Source organism: uncultured Eubacterium sp. (genome assembly GCF_934295145.1).
In the GTDB taxonomy this organism is placed as follows: Bacteria; Bacillota; Clostridia; order Lachnospirales; family Lachnospiraceae; genus Eubacterium_I.
Genome location: NZ_CAKRAS010000027.1, coordinates 23,325 through 41,280, shown reverse-complemented (window position 1 = coordinate 41,280; position 17,956 = coordinate 23,325). Strand labels below are relative to the sequence as shown.

Annotated in this window: 14 protein-coding genes; 2 read left to right on the top strand and 12 right to left on the bottom strand. The window is 43.7% G+C overall.

Going from position 1 to position 17,956, the window contains the following annotated elements; genetic code table 11:
* Nucleotides 1-68: 68 nt before the first annotated feature.
* From Q0I54_RS07205 to Q0I54_RS07195, 3 genes are all read right to left on the bottom strand, one after another.
* Nucleotides 69-596: a hypothetical protein gene (locus Q0I54_RS07205; protein WP_296117587.1), complete on the bottom strand. Its 528-nt coding sequence runs from the start codon at nt 594-596 to the stop codon at nt 69-71.
* A gap of 340 nt (nt 597-936) precedes the next feature.
* Nucleotides 937-2,955, bottom strand: coding sequence for an FAD-dependent oxidoreductase (locus tag Q0I54_RS07200; protein ID WP_296117585.1), 2,019 nt, complete (start codon nt 2,953-2,955; stop codon nt 937-939).
* A 316-nt stretch (nt 2,956-3,271) separates the two neighbouring features.
* Nucleotides 3,272-4,219: a flavodoxin family protein gene (locus Q0I54_RS07195; protein WP_109216188.1), complete on the bottom strand. Its 948-nt coding sequence runs from the start codon at nt 4,217-4,219 to the stop codon at nt 3,272-3,274.
* Between the two features lie 250 nt (nt 4,220-4,469).
* On the opposite strand from Q0I54_RS07195, the gene Q0I54_RS07190 reads away from it, so the two are divergent.
* Both Q0I54_RS07190 and Q0I54_RS07185 read left to right on the top strand, forming a co-directional pair.
* A complete protein-coding gene (locus Q0I54_RS07190; RefSeq protein ID WP_296117582.1) occupies nt 4,470-5,375 on the top strand; it encodes a LysR family transcriptional regulator in 906 nt (301 codons plus the stop codon).
* A gap of 30 nt (nt 5,376-5,405) precedes the next feature.
* The gene (locus Q0I54_RS07185) at nt 5,406-6,266 is read left to right on the top strand and encodes a YitT family protein (protein WP_296117581.1); all 861 of its coding nucleotides are present in this window, start codon (nt 5,406-5,408) and stop codon (nt 6,264-6,266) included.
* A 339-nt stretch (nt 6,267-6,605) separates the two neighbouring features.
* Here Q0I54_RS07185 and Q0I54_RS07180 read toward each other — a convergent pair whose 3' ends face one another.
* The 9 genes from Q0I54_RS07180 to Q0I54_RS07140 all read right to left on the bottom strand — a co-directional run bounded on the left by Q0I54_RS07180 (nt 6,606) and on the right by Q0I54_RS07140 (nt 17,905).
* On the bottom strand, nt 6,606-7,349 hold the full coding sequence (locus Q0I54_RS07180; protein WP_296117580.1) for a Spy0128 family protein: 744 nt from the start codon (nt 7,347-7,349) through the stop codon (nt 6,606-6,608).
* A gap of 111 nt (nt 7,350-7,460) precedes the next feature.
* Nucleotides 7,461-8,264, bottom strand: coding sequence for a class B sortase (gene srtB / locus Q0I54_RS07175; protein WP_296117578.1), 804 nt, complete (start codon nt 8,262-8,264; stop codon nt 7,461-7,463).
* A 132-nt stretch (nt 8,265-8,396) separates the two neighbouring features.
* Complete coding sequence (locus Q0I54_RS07170; protein WP_296117576.1) at nt 8,397-9,494, bottom strand: hypothetical protein; 1,098 nt, start codon at nt 9,492-9,494, stop codon at nt 8,397-8,399.
* A gap of 117 nt (nt 9,495-9,611) precedes the next feature.
* Nucleotides 9,612-10,178 carry a signal peptidase I gene (lepB, locus tag Q0I54_RS07165; RefSeq protein ID WP_296117575.1) on the bottom strand — a complete coding sequence of 189 codons (567 nt, stop codon included), beginning with the start codon at nt 10,176-10,178 and terminating at the stop codon, nt 9,612-9,614.
* 99 nt (nt 10,179-10,277) lie between these two features.
* Complete coding sequence (locus Q0I54_RS07160; RefSeq protein ID WP_296117574.1) at nt 10,278-12,233, bottom strand: hypothetical protein; 1,956 nt, start codon at nt 12,231-12,233, stop codon at nt 10,278-10,280.
* 335 nt (nt 12,234-12,568) lie between these two features.
* Nucleotides 12,569-13,438 (bottom strand): radical SAM protein, encoded by an 870-nt coding sequence (locus Q0I54_RS07155; RefSeq protein WP_296117573.1) that lies wholly within the window; start codon nt 13,436-13,438, stop codon nt 12,569-12,571.
* Nucleotides 13,435-14,754, bottom strand: a complete 1,320-nt coding sequence (locus Q0I54_RS07150) for a Na+/H+ antiporter NhaC family protein (RefSeq protein ID WP_296117572.1) — start codon at nt 14,752-14,754, stop codon at nt 13,435-13,437. Before Q0I54_RS07150 ends, Q0I54_RS07155 begins: the two co-directional genes overlap by 4 nt.
* A 21-nt stretch (nt 14,755-14,775) precedes the next feature.
* Nucleotides 14,776-15,159, bottom strand: coding sequence for a VOC family protein (locus Q0I54_RS07145; RefSeq protein ID WP_296117571.1), 384 nt, complete (start codon nt 15,157-15,159; stop codon nt 14,776-14,778).
* 1,162 nt (nt 15,160-16,321) lie between these two features.
* Nucleotides 16,322-17,905, bottom strand: coding sequence for a glucose-6-phosphate isomerase (locus tag Q0I54_RS07140; RefSeq protein ID WP_367270793.1), 1,584 nt, complete (start codon nt 17,903-17,905; stop codon nt 16,322-16,324).
* Between the last annotated feature and the right edge of the window lie 51 nt (nt 17,906-17,956).

Genomic DNA, 17,956 nt, shown 5'->3' with positions numbered 1-17,956 from the left:
TATCTTACGTTCAACCTGTATAAAATTTTCAAAGTTCATTAATTTCTGCTTGACTTTTTATTTGCAGACTATTTTTTGCATAACTTCAAGATTCTTGGTCGATTATACCGCTGCATAATGGCAAACGAAAGATCCATCAGCGATGATAGTATTGATGTGATCAGGAATACCCAGAATGCCCCAAACACCGGAACCGTAAGCAATGGAAGAAAACTGAATATCACAATCACCTCATGGCTTACTTCCGCCTGACACATAGCTCCTGCAATTTCTTCCAGAGTATGTAATCTCAGGTCAAAATAACTCGGCTCATAAGTCGGCATCTTATTTTTCCACTGCTTTACATGCAGCTTCTGGTATAATTTCTTTTCCCATTTTTTCTGCTGATACCATTTTCGGGACAAATCCGCATGGTTATGCATAGCATGCCTGAAAATTCCTGCAACTATATAACGCATAACAAAATGATAACTGATGGTCCCTGCTGTGATAGCCAGTGACAGCAGCACTCCATTTTCCGTTGTCCTATACAAAATTGTAAATATAATAGTTGCCAGAACAGCAAGTACCGTTGTGGATTTCATAACTTTTTTCACAGTGGTAAATTCCTTTAAATCTTTCTTATTCTCTGCAGTAAAGCGGACATTCGCAATCCTCTTTTGCTACTTGCTCATGAACGCAGTCACTTTACTTCCTGCGTTCATACTATCACGCAAAAAGTTTCCCCGCAAGTTTTACATACTTTCCCTCATTTTTTACCTCCCAGATATGATGCTTAGCTGACACGCAGCGCCGTCGTGATGAAAAATCCATATGCTTCACTGTGTAGATAGAGAAAACCGTCCATTTTTTCTCAGGGAGCGATTGCTAGCGACCGAGACAAAATGGACGGTTTTCTCTTCACATAAGTATATTTTTCATCCACACAAGTAAGATTTACTCCTGGATATATGCCACAGATTCCTCACTTGCTCCAACTTTCAATGCCGCAATATAACCCGTTCTGGTACACTGATCTACCTTACCCGGATGAATTGCATCACCAATCACATATACACTTGCATCTCCGGCAGCTTCTTTCAGTGCACTGTAATCCACAGATTTCATGCCAAGTGCATACAATACCGTATCTGCCTCGAGTTCCTGAACACCATCTGCATTTTCAATCTTCACACTGTTCGGTGTAATCTCAAGACATTTTGTTTTTGGAAGCATGGTCATATTATTTTTCTCCATCTCCCATACCAGAGCCTCGCGGTACATACCGAAGGACTCATTTGCCACACGATCAAGCATCTCTACTACCGTTACTTCATGACCAGTTTTCTGCAGGTAAAGACCTGTCTCGCAGCCAACCAGACCGCCACCGATCATGACAACTTTTTTGCCCGGTTCACAAGTTCCATCGTATACGGACATTGCCTGATGTGCATTTTCAATACCATTGATCGGCGGGCATGCCGGAACAGAACCGGTTGCAAGGATCACCGCATCCGGTGCAAATTCTTTGATGAATTCCGGTGTCACTTCTGTATTCATAAGAATTTCAACATCATGACGTTTTACCTCACGAATCATCATATCTTTGAAATTGCGAAGATCCGGTTTGTCGATATCTACGTCTGTGAAATACAGAAGTCCGCCAAGCTTGTCTGATTTCTCAGCCAGTGTTACTTTATGTCCTCTCTCTGCCGCTGTAATGGCCGCCTGGATACCTGCAATACCGCCGCCTACGATCAGAACCTTCTGAGAACCTTTTTCTGCTGCCGGAAGCTGATCGATATCAAATGGTAAGTGAGCCAGCGGGTTAATCGTACAGTGTCCTACATAAACAGCAAGTTCTTCACTGGTGAATGGAAGATCATCATATCCTTCCTCCGGAGATCCCGGGAAACATTTATAACATCTTAAACAACGGCGGATCTGAGCCTCATCGCCATCCATACATTTCTGCGCAAAATTCGGATCTGCCAGCATCTGACGTCCGAAAATCGCAAAATCGATCTTACCATCTGCGATTGCCTGCTCTACCTGCTCCGGAGAGTTGATACCACCGACTGCTCCTACCGGCAGAGATGTATATTTCTTAATAATAGAAGCCGGTCCGATATTCAGTCCGTGCTCATGGAACATACTGGACTCTGTACCAGATTTTACAGATTCCTCATAAATACCACACGTAACATGTACAGATGTGATATACTGCTCTACCATTTGAATGAATCTTCCGGTCTCCTCCGGTGTAATTCCTCCCGGCTGATGGTCGGTTCCGTCGATACGAAGTTCAAACAGAAAATCCGGTCCGACAGCTTCACGGATTGCTTTACAGATCTGAATCGGGAATTTTGCACGGTTCTCCAGAGATCCGCCATATTCATCGGTACGGGTATTCATTAACGGGGAAAGGAACTGTGTAAAGATAAATCCATGTCCTCCGTGAACGAGAATACCGTCAAATCCTGCTTTCTGCATATACGTAGCAGCTACAGCAAAATCATTTGCAATACGATCCATATCGTCTTTTGTCATTGCACGAACCGGAACACCTGCGGAGTTTGTACAGGCCACCGGACCGATTGCTTCCTGCTGATCATTAAAAGGAACTTTTTCTTTTCCACAATGAACCAGTTCAGCCAGTGCGATACAATCATGCTTTTTGATGCGGTCTGCATATGTTTTTACTGCGTTGAATGTATCCATATCTTCTTCCGGTTTTGCAAAATCAAATGGTTTGAATCCCGGGATACGTACTGCATCACGGAAGTTAACATCTGTCTCACCAAGAATGACACAGGCATTTCCGCCTTTTGCAGGTCCTTCCAATTTTCGATAAGAAACCTCTGCTGCCATCGGATTCTGTGCCACAAGACTGAATGCCATCGGCGCACTTACAATACGATTTTTGTAAACTCTGTTGCCGACTTTCATCGGACTTAATAAATGTGTAAATGCCATAATTTTTTGCTCCTCTTCTTTTTCCTGTTATTTAATCACATCCACAATAAATACATAAGGAATTGATTCTTTTTTGTTATATTTTTTTGTAATTCAAGTCGAACGCACGTGAGACTTGGTGCGTGATTCTGGTCAGCGAAAGCTGACATATTCTTCTCAGAATCACTGCACATCCTCGCGGAGCGTTTATCTCAGTCGGAGATTGTACTCCCACTGAGAAAGACTTGTTATTACTCACCACTTGCAGAAGTGGGAGTCTTCTCGACTGAGATAAATCTTTCTTAATAATGAATATTTCTGCAAAAATTACACAGAACTAATCCAGTTCCGGGAATTTCAGTTCTTTATATTTTGGCAGTTTTGCCGCAACTTCTTCCCGCTTCTTCGGATCCATGAAGAATCCGCCCTGTGTCTCCGCGATTTCATCACAGTGAACACCACGGCCTTCCTCCGTAGTACGGTCACGCTCCAATCCGTTTGCCGCAATGACAAATTTCCATTTTCCATCCGGAGTACGCTCCAGATCTCCGCCTGCACCACATACGGTACACTCGATTGGATACTGCAGTCCTTTCCACTGCGGCTCACCCAGACACAGTGAATTGCTGTGGCAGTTCGGGCACCATCCATAATCCGGATCTCCCAGCCATTTTCGTTCTTCCGGTTTTGTATTAAGCGCTTCCATGACATTTTTACCGATTTCTCTTGCCCGGGCAATTTTTTCATCATATAGAAGGACCTGTCCAGGAGCCGGGACCTGTGTGGCCATATACATATCCACTATCTTGAAACTGTTTGTAAATGTGGTTGCCTGCATGCACTCCAGTGCCATAGACTGCCAAGAACGTGTAGAACCACCTACTGCAATCAGCGCCCCCACACGATCTCTCGGCTCAATTGCCCCGATTTTGGTCAAAAATGCTGATTCATACGCCAGATTTCTGTGCATAAATTTCAAAAATAAGGATGACGGCATAAGATCATACGTCGGTGCGGAAAAAATAACTGCATCCTGATTCAGCATCACATCCATAATCTTCTTTTTGTCATCTGCATTATCCAGGGAACATCCGGTATATTTTCCCATGGACATACCCATTGTACAGGATGTACATCCATTGCAGTCAATAATGTTGTAATCCTTTAAATTGATCATTCGTACCTCTGCCCCCATCTCCTGACAGACAAGCAGTGCTTCTTTTAATAAAATTTCTGAATTACTGTTTTTTCTTCCGGCTGTTACACCCATAACCTGAAATGCCATACCAACTTTTCCTCCTACATTTTCTGTTAAAATTTAAGCGTTACAGCAGATAAAAATCTGCGCTTCTACACGCCCGTTTTTTTATTTACACCTAACCTCTTTTGTGTTACATTAATTCTAACATGAAGATTTTTATTTGTGAAATTCAGATATTTTTGCATTATTGATAAAAATATTTTATAACTGATTGTGAATGTTGTTTGAGATATCTATTATAAAGAATATTTACACCATCAGACTGGAGGTATTTATGGATCAGAAACAACTGGCTTATTTTGTCTCTGTTGCCAAGTATCGCAACTTTTCCCGAGCAGCCCAGGATTTTTATTTGACACAGCCCGCCATCAGTCACCAGATTAAAATGTTGGAAAAAGAACTGGAAACGGAGCTTTTTGTTCGAAACACGAAAAAAGTGACTCTTACAGACAGTGGTGAACTATTTCTGGAAGATGCGAAAATTATTCTGGATGCTATGGACCAGGCCAAGCAGAAACTTTCCCTGGCAAAAGAGCATCCTTCCGTGCTGCGCATCAGCCATCTGTCCGCTCCGACCCATCAGTTTTTACCGGATGTTGTAAATCAGTTTCACATTCGCTATCCGCATGTAAAAATCAAACTGATACGGCAGGACGCTTTACAGATTTCAGAATCTGCCTCCCGGCAGGACGCGGATATTTATTTTTCCATGCTGCCGGATCTGCAGCAGATTACCTCCCTGGATGTTAAAAAAATCCAGTCGGATTCCTTCTGTCTGGTTACCCGTAAAGATCACCCGGCACTGCAGAAGATGATCCTGGATTATGACAAACTGGCCAGTGAACCATTTCTAGTTTTTCATCCGGAACACGCCCGATATATGAATCAGCGCATTATGGAACTGTGTGTGCAAATTGGATTTCATCCCCGCATCACGGAACAGTTTGACCTGTATGAAAATCTATTGCAGGCAGTGGAAGCCGGCACCGGAATCTCCATCCTGCCTTATCGCAGCCGCAGTTATATGCATGCCAATAATCTTGCTTTCACTTTACTGGATGGAAGCAATGATACACTGGATCTGGCCATCGCCTGGGAACATGAAATAACTAATCCGACGGTACCACTCTTTCTGGAAGTTTTCCGCGAATATATGCAGGAACACCCCGAACAATTTTAACTATATTTGTATACCTGGGAGGTTTTCATTATGAAATTTGAACCGAAAAAAGACTTCAAACGGCTGATTGTCGTATGCCTGGCCTCTGTTTTGATGGCACTAAATATCAAGTCCTTTGTCCGCACCGGTGGTTTGTATCCGGGCGGAGCCACCGGACTTTCCCTGCTGATCCAGCGTGGTGCACAGATGTACCTCGGACTGGCGCTGCCTTATACTGTGATCAACGTGATTTTAAATGCGATTCCGATTTATATTGGTTTTCGTTTTATCGGTAAAAAATTTACACTGTATTCCTGTCTGTGTATCGTGCTGACCAGTGTACTTACTGATGTAATTCCGGGCATTGTCATCACTTCCGATGTTCTGTTGATCAGTATCTTCGGCGGTATTATTAATGGATTTGCCATCAGTCTCTGTCTGCTGATGGGTTCCACTACGGGTGGAACAGATTTTATTTCCATTTATCTGTCAGAGAAAAAAGGGATGGATGCTTTTAATATCATTCTCGGATTGAATGCAGTAATTCTGGTTGCTGCCGGATTTATGTTTGGATGGGACAAAGCGCTCTACTCCATTCTTTTCCAGTTCGCATCTACGCAAGTGCTTCATGCGCTGTATAAAAAATATCAGCAGGAAACGTTTTTTATTGTCACCAATCACGGGGAACAGGTTTATCAGGCGATTTCCAAAGCGACGAATCATGGGGCTACGATTCTGGATGGGGAAGGACCTTATGAGCATACAGAACGGCAGGTTGTGTATTCTGTGGTTTCCAGTGCAGAGAGTAAAAAAGTGCGAAAGACCGTGAAAGAGGCAGATCCGAATGCATTTATTAATGTGATAAAAACGGAAAGGCTGTTCGGACACTTTTATTATAAGCCAAATGACTAATGCCCATATGCCCATAGTAAAACTTGCTCTGATTTTTCTATCTAAGATCAAGCGGATATTCGCAATCTGCTCACACTATTTACTCATAGCTAAATAGCCACTATACAGCTTAATTTGAGTAACTTAAGGAACTGAAATAAAAAAATGAGCTTCAGACAGTCGGATAATTTTCGTTATCGCAGCGAGCCTAGCCCGTCTCCGTGAGTGTGTTTGAGCTCACAGCATTTTTTGCTGTGGGCGAGTTCACGGAAGGAGACGGAAATAAGCGGCGCAGCGAAGATCGAAAATTATTCGTGTCTGAAGCTCATCTTTTTATTCAGTTCCTCTTTTTTCAGTAAACTACAATTCTTTTTTCTTTTTATACTTACGATATAAACTAACACCGATAGCCACTCCAGCGGCAATGATAATTACAATCACATAAAGTGCCGGGTTCTGCATGTCACCGGTTTTTGGTGCTTTCGCGGTTACGGCTGTGGCTGTTTTTACCGTCGTTTTGACTGGTCTATCAATAGTTCCCGGAGTTTCTGTGGTTTTCCACTTGTTTTCAAATGTGATCTGGCTCTGTTTTTCCGATTGTCCTGGATGAACTGCCCATATTTGGGCTTCCAGACCGCCATTTTCGGCATTTGTCACACGAACTGTTACATCATATTCTGCAGCATTGTATGTGATATTCTGATCTGCTCCTGCAAGTTGTCGAATGTGGTATTGATAATCGCCAGGTATTGTATACAGAATGGAATCAAATGTCCCGCTCCCATTTGCCCCAATCTGTATCTGGTTCTGCTCCGGCATTGGAAAGTCTGTCCGTCCATCTGCTGCCTCCATTACCACTGTAAAAGCCGGATTCTTCTGCGTCTGACTGTCAGATACTTTACCTGTCATTTTAATTGACACCGGAATCGACACCGCACAGGTCTTTTCCGCTGCCATGGCAGGTAACGCAAATAACAATACACACCAGAAGAGCAGAACCATGGCTAACACAAAAATACCACCTTTTTGGCTCTCCACGATTTTTTCAACAACCATTTTACCAGTTCCGGTTACATTGTCTTTTTGCACGTTTTTCCCGTTCATTTTGCACCTCCTTTCACGCATTTTTAGTCCTATTCTTTTTTATCAAAAACAACACCACTTTCTTCTAACAGGATTATTGGAGAAACTGTTTCATTATTTTTCAACACACAGTTATTTCTGCTTGTTATCATAGGTTTCCTGCAATTTTCCAAAAAGTACTACCCTCCCATTTGTGGCAGATTCTGCACAGGTAGACAGAGAGATCACGGAATCCTGTGGCGTTACGCCGATATCCCGATACTGCACAGCATGTTCCCGAACATACTGCAAAAGTTGTTGCATCTGTCCGGTCGTATCCGGTTCCGTGATATATCCATAGATTTGGCTATTCATCGCATCTGTTTCCACACAGGCAAAAAATGTGATGAAACATGTTTTTTCCGGCAAATATAACATTCCGGTCTGATGCGCGGCAAAATACTCCTCATTGACAAATTCCACCACATCACCAAACATGGCTCCATTGCTCATATGATGTCCATAAATTAGATTATATGGATCCGAAAAATCCGGTTGATTCGCACTCTGTAGAAATATTGCTCCAGACAATGCAAAGTTCCCATATACATCTTTATTGACATATTCCATATCATCTTTTCCACGCACCACCGGGTAATCAATACCGGTATCATCCACTGTCAGCCATGCACAGACATCCGCATTGATTTTTTGCAGATCCTGCAAAGAGGGATTGGTGTCCTCCCCCTTTACAGGTTTCAGTTTCATCAGATTCTGATCCGGCAACGCACTGTGATAAATGCGCCAGGTGTCCCACAGGGAATAACTGCCGTACAAAAATAACACTGTCATCAGGCAGGCAACAAATAGATTCATACTGCGATTCGCAATCCTCAGCAGTTTTTCTGCAACGGTCATTCTGCGGCTATTTGCTGCTTCTGAATCTGCTTTCTGCATATTTATTTTTTCCAATGATTTCGTTTTTATTTGCAATTCCCTGCTTCCTGTCATTTTGTATCACTGTTCTTTTTGACGTTCTTCCGTTGCTTTTCTAACTCTGCCGCTTCCTGTCGATTCAATTCTGACTGCTTAAGATAATTTTTTTCTGCGAAAAAACAGTGCTCCAAGGGCGGATGCCAGACCTGCAAGCAGTGCATACGGAGTTACGCTGAGCATAATACCTGTCGGAGATACCGTTCTTTTTGTATTTGTTACAACAACTGCGTTGTCCGCTTTGGTCATCGACTGAGAAGTTGCTGTCACTTTTTCAGAGTTACTTGCTGCAGTATCTTTTGCAATGCCCTGGGAAGCACCGGTTCCTCTTTTTACTGCAAATGTGGTGTCATAACCTTCCGAACTGTTCAAATTCTCTGTTACGGTATAAGTTACAGTGGATGGGATACCTGTGATCTCAGCAATTGCTGTAGCATCTGCCAGCTGCAGATTTACGGATCCATTCCCCTGTGCATCTAAATCTACCTGCTGATCACCAAAGGTAAAGGATGTATTTGCCGGACCACTGAAATTGATGGTAAAATTAAACAACTGGTCCTTGTTACCCATATTTCCTTCTACTACTTTATCCAGACTCAGTTCATAGGTGGTGTAAGCGTCTGTAATATCACTGTTTTTTCCACCATATGTCGGCTGCTTTGTATCTTTATCAAAGGTCGGTGTCACCGCAGTTTCCGTAAATACAGATGCATCGATTTTATAGCCGCCATCGGTATCATTTACTACATAAACATCCAGATAACGTGTGTTGCTGTCCACATCGGTGATATCTGTATTGGTATTCGCACTTTCGGTAATGACATAACGGTAAATGCCCGGGGCCGTAAAGGTTCCACTTGGGAATGTTACCGATGCATTCTTTGTTACCTCGTTATCAGAAACCGTATCTCCTTTTGTATAGCTTACATCGGATACCGTTGGCTTGCCGACACCTGCTTTAATCTCCGGTGATGTAGCAGTGGCACCTATCGCGCTTCCCGCCGAAATACTATAAGTATAAGTCACATTTGGCACACTTGCGCCCTGCGCATTCTGCATTTCCAGCACTTTCTGAAACTGTACCACCCCGTCATTATCGCCTGTGGCAGCCAGTGCAGGAATCTGCATTCCTCCAAACATCATTGCGCCTGCCATTGTCATTGCTGATACACGTCCGATCATATTCTTTTTCATGCTCTTTTACCTTCCTTTTTAAATTCAATTCTGTTCTGCCAATTCACTCAAAAATCCACATGATTTTTATCAAATAAACTCTGAGTATTTCACTGTGCTCTTAATATTCGCTCATTTCTATAGCGAATTTCGTCGAATCACAGTGATAATTTTTCCTTTTATCTCACGTGTATCTACCGCTCCAAAATAGCGGCTGTCCGTTGCACCTTCCCGATGATCGCCCAGTACAAAATATTGCTGCTCCTGCAATTGCAATGGATATACGACATCACTTTCATATTGCGGAGTCTGATAAAAAATATTTTGTTCCAGCACGACACTCTCGTTGACCTTTACCGTTGCCTGTTCTGTAATTTCTACCGAATCGCCTCCTTTCGCGACAATCCGTCCCACGTACTGCTGACCATCTTTTTTATAAACAATGACATCCCCGGCAACCGGATGTTTGTCCAGTCGGTAATACAGCACCAGATCTCCGGCGCTCATCCGTGGGGACATATCCTCGTTTTTGACTGTGGTAATTCCAAACATAACACCAAAAAGGAGATATAAAATTCCAATTAAAATCAGCAGACGTATCAGAAACCAGCGCCATTCTCTCCGAATAGCCACATCCTTTTTTTCAATCGTTTCGGTTTCTGCGGTTTCTTTTTCCGAAATCACTTTCCTTCCATTTCTTCTCATAATTCTTTCCAGTTTCTACTGCATTTCTTTCCCTCTTACATTTATAGCAAGCTGATGTTTCCCATTCCTTTCACCTAGTTACTATGCAAGTTCATTTTATTAAAAACGTGGGTGTTTTCTACGCTTGCTGTAAACCAGATATACCACACCAAGTCCAAGGGCAGTTCCCATCAAAATTCCCATAGGAATTGCATTATCCTGAACTCCTGTCGGCGGTGACACGATATCATAGATATAAGTATTTACGATATTTGCAATCGCGGTTTTCTGATCCTGCACCGTAATGGTTCCTCCAGTTTCCTCTGTGCCGTTAAACGTCACGTCGACCCGGTAGTTTGGAAGCGCCGCCGGCAAAATTTCCTCGATGCGATACGTTCCTGCTGCCACATTTGTTTTCGTATAAGTGCAGGAATAAGAACCGTCTTCGTTTCTGGTAAACTGGCTTAAGGAAACCGTTTCTGACTTCTGATCCGGTCCTGTAATTTTCACCTGCATCTGGTAAGATGCTGCCTGATCTTCCGTCAGTCCTCGTACGGTTTTAACAATCTGCAAATGTCCGGTATCCGGATTCGGTTCTGGAAGTGTTTCACTGAAGGACACATTGTCCAGATGATTTCCAACGGTTCCGGCTTTTGCATCACCACCGCCATTTTTATCATAGGCCGTTTCGCCTGCCACAAAGAAAAACCTGGTCAGATACTGGCCTTCACTGACATCGTAATCTCCAGTGTGACGATACCACTGCACGTTATCGTCCGTGATGGTTGCCACCGAAGCTCCTGGATACTTACCGGTATTATTTCGCACGTTTGTAATCACATCCTGCACTGCACTCTGGCTAACCACGTTATACTGCTTTGCCAGTTTTGTGGACATGATCACCACGTACATCGTATCTTTCTGACTGCTGCTGTTCGCCTTCGTTCCACGTCCACGATGATAAAGCTGCCAGTAAAGCTTTGCACCCGGAGTTGTCAGTACATCCTGATACAATGCACCCGGCTCATTTGCATTCAATTCTGCAAACTGTGTGCCATGAGCTGCCGCATCTACCTTATGCCATTCCAGAGACTGTTTTGCATGCGTCTTTCCGGTATTTTTGTCAAACTTATCGGTAGCAGCACTGACATACTCAATCTGTGCATCACTGGCGGTTGTTTTCCAGATCAAACCGGATGTTCCGTTGGAATAATACGGCTGATAACCATCTGTCTGTCCAATTACCGGTGATTCAAAATCTCCATTTTCCAACTGGTTGTAATAGCTGACCAGAAGTGCCGCAGACTCTGCCAGAAGCTGACCGGATACATCCTTTACCTGAACCTTGTAAAAACAGCGGGCACCTTTATCCAGCGCAACATTCAAGGCCGTTCCGTCCTCAGACACATTATAGGAATTTCCAGTTACTTTATGCCGTTCTACCTTTGTCCATGTATTTGTCCCTTCGGCATGTTTGTACCATTCCAGTGTGATTCCGTCTGGCTGATCACCGGTAATCTGTGCATTTAAAGTTCCGGCATTTTCAATGTTATCTGTAATTGTAATGGAAACACTTCCTGCTGCCTGAGGCTCCACAGCTGCTGCATTTTCGGATGCATTATTTTCTACATCTGAATTATTTACAGTTTCACCTGTTCGATTCTCAGCTTTGCTGTCCGTCGTTTTTATTGCATCTTCTGCAGATGAATTTTCCGCATTCTGCATACTATCGCTCTGCAACGTTTCTTTCTGATCCGTCTCAGCATTTGTTTTTTCCTGCAAAGTATCTTCGCCTTCTAGGTTGTCATTCTGTCCATTCCGGAATTCTTCCTGTTGTATTTCTGTCAAATTTATCTCTTGTACATTCTGTTGCACGTTTTCTTCCGTGGAAGCCGTTTCTGTTTCTCCCACATCATCTTCTTTCTGCGTGCCATCCTCCTGCATCACAACCGTCTGTACCTGTACAGAAGCACCTGCATTTTCAGATTCTTCTGCCTGCACCGATGCCCCGGTCAGTGAAAAAAGCAGCAGCAACGCCAGTAAAAACGTGAGAGGTCTTTTGAATTTTCTTCGCATTCCACCATCTCCATTCCCGAAATAAAGCCGGATTCCCTGTAACCCAAAGTTCCACTTTTATTTCTAGGTAATTTATATGCAGAAAGGCAAAAAAATATGACAGGAAATTTGAAAAATTTTCCTGCCATACAATATTTTATTCATTTATAGGATGTTGAGGTCAAAAGATGCCATACGAATTGTTCCGTACTTCGTACTCCCACAATTCTACCCAATATTCGCATATCGTGAAGCTGACGCTCCACTTTTATGCTCATATCGGGGCGGGTCATTAAGCCATAAAACCACTCCTGTGCAAGCACATCGTGATTTCAGGCTTTTGACCCTGGCATCATTTATAATCTACGCATCGACTCATTTTTAAATGCATCCCGCTCCCGGCTTTTCTGAATTTTCTCCAGCATCGCCGGAATGTCCCGGTTCAGATTACCTGCCAGGGAAATATAATTGGAAGCGTGATTGGAACGAAATACGGTGCCTTCCGAATCTACATGTGTTAAAAACAGCTCCATCTCTTCCAGCACCTGTGCCGGTGTCAGCAGCTGCATCGTTCCTGATTTTACTTCCTGCAGCATCGGTGCTCCCGGCTCCAAAAGCAACGTCAGAAATCCCAGATAGTCCGGTTTCATGGTTGTAATTAATTTTGCCGAGGCAACCGCATGTTCTTCCAACATTTTCTGCCCGCCAAGACCAGAAATCAGTGTCACACTGAGGCGGATCCCGGTTCCGCGCAGACGCTCCGCTGCCCGCACATATTCCTCCACCGTCACACCTTTGTGGATATGTTCCAGAATCTCCGGGCATCCGGATTCCGCACCCAGATAGATCATATCCAGACCAAGTTCATGTAACTCCTGAAGCTCTGCTTTTGATTTTCGCAAAATATCCTGTGCGGTTCCATAAGAGGTAATGCGCTCCACCTTCGGAAAATACTGTCTGCACAAATGTAAGATCGTACATAATTTTTCCTGTGACAGTACCAGTGCATCTCCATCTGCCAGGAAAATCCGCAGACTGCGATTTCCATAATAACTTCTTGCTTCTCTTAAATCTTCTTCCACTTCATGTAAAGGCTTTACATGAAATCTTTTTTCTTTGTACATCGTGCAAAATGTGCAGCGATTATGCGCACATCCCACCGTCACCTGCAAGATCAGGCTGTATGCCTCACTTGGTGGACGGTAAATCATTCCTTCGTAATTCATATATCTCTTCTTTCCTTCTGCGGTACAAAAAATATAAATACAAGTGAACTGAACAACAATAAAATCGGATAAAACAGCTTCGGCATGATCTGAAATGCCGATAGATCGTATCCAAGTTCATGCGCCGCTGAAATCGCCACCAGCATCTGTGCACCATACGGAATAATCCCCTGGGAAACAGCGGAAAACGTATCTAAAATTGACGCTGTCTTTCGCGGTGTAATCCCATACTCTTCCGCCATCTCTTTTGCAATTGGATTTGCCATAACGATAGCCACCGTATTATTTGCTGTCGCCACATCCATGGCTCCAACCAGCAGTCCCATTCCAAGCTGACCGCCTTTTTTTCCCTTAAACACTTTATGGATGCCCGCCAGTAATGCATCAAACCCGCCATATTCCCGGATCAATGCACAAAGTGCTGCCACAAGGATTGCCACCATACTGGTCTCGAACATCCCGGAAGCACCGTTTCCGACATTTGCCAACAGATCTGCCGGACTGATATGGCCCGCCGCCAGCATAATGATCGCACCGGACACAATTCCGATCAGTAACACGACAAACACATTGACACCGATGATTCCACCCACCAGTACCAGAATATACGGCACGATCTGAAGCAGATGATAACTCTCTGTCACGGCTCCGGAAATGTCCGTCCGGAAAGACAGAAGTAAAATCAGAAGTAATGTCGCAACCGCTGCCGGAAGTGCAATCCAGAAATTTTCCCGGAACTTGTCCTTCATCGCACATCCCTGGCCGTTACAGGCTGCAATCGTCGTATCCGAAATAAAAGACAGATTATCACCAAACATGGACCCGCCAATGACCGACGCCACACAAAGCGGAAGACCAAAGCCGGAAGCAGCTGATACCGCTACCGCAATTGGTGTCAGCAAGGTGATCGTTCCTACTGATGTTCCCATGGCAAGTGAAACAAAACATGCCACACCAAATAAAACGGCCACAGAAAACCTCGTCGGAATGATCGACAACATAAAATATGCGACACTTTCCGCACTGCTACGACCAACCACACCGACAAACACGCCTGCAGTCAGAAAGATCAGCAGCATCGTAATAATATTTTTGTCTGCCAGTCCCTGCGCCATAATGCCAAGCTTTTCTTCAAAACTGACCTTTTGATTCTGCAGACATGCCACCAGAATTGCCACTAAAAAAGCAAACACAATCGGTACATTATAAAATCCCATTGGAATCTTCATAATATATTCAAATAAAATACCCAGTCCCAAATACAGAACTAAAAACACTGCAATTGGCAACAACGCAATTGCTCTCCCTTTTTTCACTTATATATTCCCTTCCTCTCTTTATTTTTCATGGAAAAACTCAATTTCTTCGCCAACCGGTCCGCGACAGAACGCAATACGTGCCGGGAACGGAATCTCAGATGCAATTTCGATATCCTTCGGCTCCACAAACACCTCATATCCGGCAGCACGAACCGCTTCCACACAGGCATCCGTATCTTCCACTGCAAATGCAAAATGCCGGATCGTTCCTGTCTCCAGCGGAGTCTCCTCCGTATCAAAAATCTCCATCAGACCGGCTCCGGTATCGTACATGATGCCGCCTTTCCAGCTTCTTGCCACCGGAAGTCCAAGCACCTTGCCGTAAAACTGTTTTGTTTTCTCAAATTCCTCTTTGCCGCAGCATTTCAATGCCACATGGTGAATTCCTTTTATCAGACTCATATTATTTCATCCTTTCCATAATGGATTTATTTCATAAATGCTATATTAACATAAATTTTCAATTTGTTCTATGCTTTCTCATGTCACCTTCTTGTTTAGGGTGGTTTGGAACAAGCAGAAACAGACTCCAACAAGAACCTGAAAAATTTTCTGTGACCACTGCGTCGCTTTTTTCCGACCGCTCCCGCGAACTCGCCCGCAAAACCGGCGGGCTCAGACACACTCCCGCGGTCGGGCTAGACGCAGCGGTCACAACGAAAATTTTACAATGGTTCTTTCGTTGGAGTTCGTTTCTGCTTTGTTCCATTTACGCCGTGGAACCGCGTTGCGGTGGCTTTTGTCTTACCTCTGGCTCAAAATCTAAAAACAGTTTAAAAAACCGTATTGTAGAGATTTATAATTGCTTTATTTAGGTGGCGAAGCCACTATATGTTCTTAGATTCTGAGCCTGAGGAAATATTTCAGCTACCGCGCAGCGGCATGCCCTTGAAAGAGAAAAAAAGAACGGCTACACTGTTGCCAGCGACGGAGAAAATCTACATGTTCTTGAGTTCTTCGCCGTCGGTAACAAAGGGAAAGCCGTTCTTTTTTATTCTGTCAAGGGTAGCGTACGTTGCCATTCTCATAAACCAATTTGTTTTTTAATATGATTACAGTGTCAAAAGCTCTGAGTCCACCTGTGCTTGCACAAGGGTGGATGAATGACCTTGGGGCACGCCCCGATATGAGCATAAAAGTGGGATTTTCATCCCACGATATGCGAATAGCGGGAAGGATTGTGGGAGTGCAAAGCACGAAGCAATCCGTATAATCAAGATTTGGGTGTTTTGACACCCAAATCTTGATATGTAAATCTGCGCATGCAACAAAGCGCCTATTGTCTGGGTGAAGTATATGCATGCGTGGTACGCAGTACCACGGCGTAGATAAAAAAAGCTGGAAGTAAAACTCCAAGGCGCAGCGCAGATAGAAAATCATTCGTGCCGGCATTGGAGTTTTCTTCCAGATTCTTTTTAAATTACCCTAAACAAGAATATTGGGTAGCATTGTAAATTAAGAACTCTGGATATTTTTTCTTGGTAAGCGATTGTTAGCGTCCAAGACAAAATCTCCAGAGTTCTCTACATAACCTGTCGTTTAGCCATCTAAACGCAGCCAAAGTCTAGATATTCAGCAAATCACTGTACACTTTCAGTGCTCCATCGGTTTCATGTGCAAGTACACGTTTTGCCAGTACTTTACCAAGCTGTACACCTTCCTGATCAAAACTGTTTACATTCCATACAAATCCCTGGAACATTACTTTGTTCTCGAAGTGAGCCAGTAATGCGCCCAGTGTCTTCGGTGTCAGCTGCTCACCGATGATGATGCTGGAAGGACGTCCGCCCTCGAAGTTTTTATTGCGGTTTTCATCTTCTTTACCGCAGGCAAATGCAACGATCTGAGCAGCCACATTTGCACACAGTTTCTGCTGGCTTGTGCTGTCCTGAATTACGACATCTGTACCGATCTGGTTGTTTTTGAATCCGATAAACTGAAGCGGTACAATGTCTGTTCCCTGATGCAGTAACTGATAAAAAGAATGCTGTCCGTTTGTACCAGGCTCACCAAAGATTACCGGTCCGGTTACATAGTCAACCGGCTCACCGAAACGGTTGACAGATTTTCCGTTGGACTCCATATCAAGCTGCTGTAAATGTGCCGGGAAACGGCTCAGTGCCTGAGAGTACGGAAGAACTGCTGTGGACGGATAACCAAGTACATTACGCTCGTATACACCGATCAGTGCATCCAGCATTTCCGGGTTCTTTAATAAATCTTTGTTTGTAGCTGCTTTATCTACTTCTGCTGCACCGGCAAGGAACTCTGCAAATACATCCGGTCCGAACGCCAGAGATAATACAGCACCGCCAACTGCGGATGTAGAAGAATAACGTCCGCCGATGTAATCATCCATAAAGAATGCTGCCAGATAATCATCGCTCTTAGCCAGCGGAGATGTCTCACTTGTAACAGCGATCATATGTTTGGAAGCATCCAAACCTGCTTTTGCAAGAGCATCTTTTACGAAAGACTCGTTTGTCAGTGTCTCTAACGTTGTACCTGATTTGGAAACCAGAATGAAGATAGAATGTGCCACATCGATGGAATTTAATACGGCTGCTGCATCATCCGGATCCACATTGCTGATGAATTTTGCTTCCATTTTGAATTTGTTATTTACTTTTGCCCAGTTCTCTAATGCAAGATACATCGCACGCGGACCTAAATCACTTCCGCCGATACCGATCTGAACAACAGTTGTAAATTTCTCGCCTGCTGCATTTGTGATCTCGCCTGCATGTACTTTGTTTGCAAAATCAGCGATTTTCTGCTGCTGCGCTACATAAAACTCACGTTTGTTTACGCCTTCAGCTACTACATCGTCACCTAACTGACCACGGGTAAGCTGATGAAGTACCAGACGGTTCTCTCCTGTATTGATCACTGCTCCGTTGTACAGAGACTCATATTTCTCAATCAACTGTGCTTCCTCGGCAAGTTTTGCCAGGGCTGCAAGCACTTTATCATCAACTGCTTTTGCTGCATAATTATAAGTAAGACCATCCATCATCGGAATGCTGTAATTTTTTACACGTTCTGCGCCGTTTTCTCCGGACATTGCCTCTGCCACATTGACAGGCTCTACTTTTTTCAGCTCCTCATAAGAAGCAAGGGTATCTAAATTTTTCCAGTTAAGCATCATAGATTCCTCCTCATATCTGTTTTCCAGTTTCTTTGTTATAATTCTAACAAT

What these genes read in the sequence shown, in the direction of transcription:
- Q0I54_RS07200 (WP_296117585.1), bottom strand. Translation starts at nt 2,955, where the DNA reads ATGGCATTTACACATTTATTAAGTCCGATGAAAGTCGGCAACAGAGTT.
- Q0I54_RS07190 (WP_296117582.1), top strand. Translation starts at nt 4,470, where the DNA reads ATGGATCAGAAACAACTGGCTTATTTTGTCTCTGTTGCCAAGTATCGC.
- Q0I54_RS07155 (WP_296117573.1), bottom strand. Translation starts at nt 13,438, where the DNA reads ATGAATTACGAAGGAATGATTTACCGTCCACCAAGTGAGGCATACAGC.
- Q0I54_RS07170 (WP_296117576.1), bottom strand. Translation starts at nt 9,494, where the DNA reads ATGAAAAAGAATATGATCGGACGTGTATCAGCAATGACAATGGCAGGC.
- Q0I54_RS07185 (WP_296117581.1), top strand. Translation starts at nt 5,406, where the DNA reads ATGAAATTTGAACCGAAAAAAGACTTCAAACGGCTGATTGTCGTATGC.
- srtB (WP_296117578.1), bottom strand. Translation starts at nt 8,264, where the DNA reads ATGCAGAAAGCAGATTCAGAAGCAGCAAATAGCCGCAGAATGACCGTT.
- Q0I54_RS07145 (WP_296117571.1), bottom strand. Translation starts at nt 15,159, where the DNA reads ATGAGTCTGATAAAAGGAATTCACCATGTGGCATTGAAATGCTGCGGC.
- Q0I54_RS07160 (WP_296117574.1), bottom strand. Translation starts at nt 12,233, where the DNA reads ATGCGAAGAAAATTCAAAAGACCTCTCACGTTTTTACTGGCGTTGCTG.
- Q0I54_RS07195 (WP_109216188.1), bottom strand. Translation starts at nt 4,219, where the DNA reads ATGGCATTTCAGGTTATGGGTGTAACAGCCGGAAGAAAAAACAGTAAT.
- Q0I54_RS07180 (WP_296117580.1), bottom strand. Translation starts at nt 7,349, where the DNA reads ATGAACGGGAAAAACGTGCAAAAAGACAATGTAACCGGAACTGGTAAA.
- lepB (WP_296117575.1), bottom strand. Translation starts at nt 10,178, where the DNA reads ATGAGAAGAAATGGAAGGAAAGTGATTTCGGAAAAAGAAACCGCAGAA.
- Q0I54_RS07140 (WP_367270793.1), bottom strand. Translation starts at nt 17,905, where the DNA reads ATGATGCTTAACTGGAAAAATTTAGATACCCTTGCTTCTTATGAGGAG.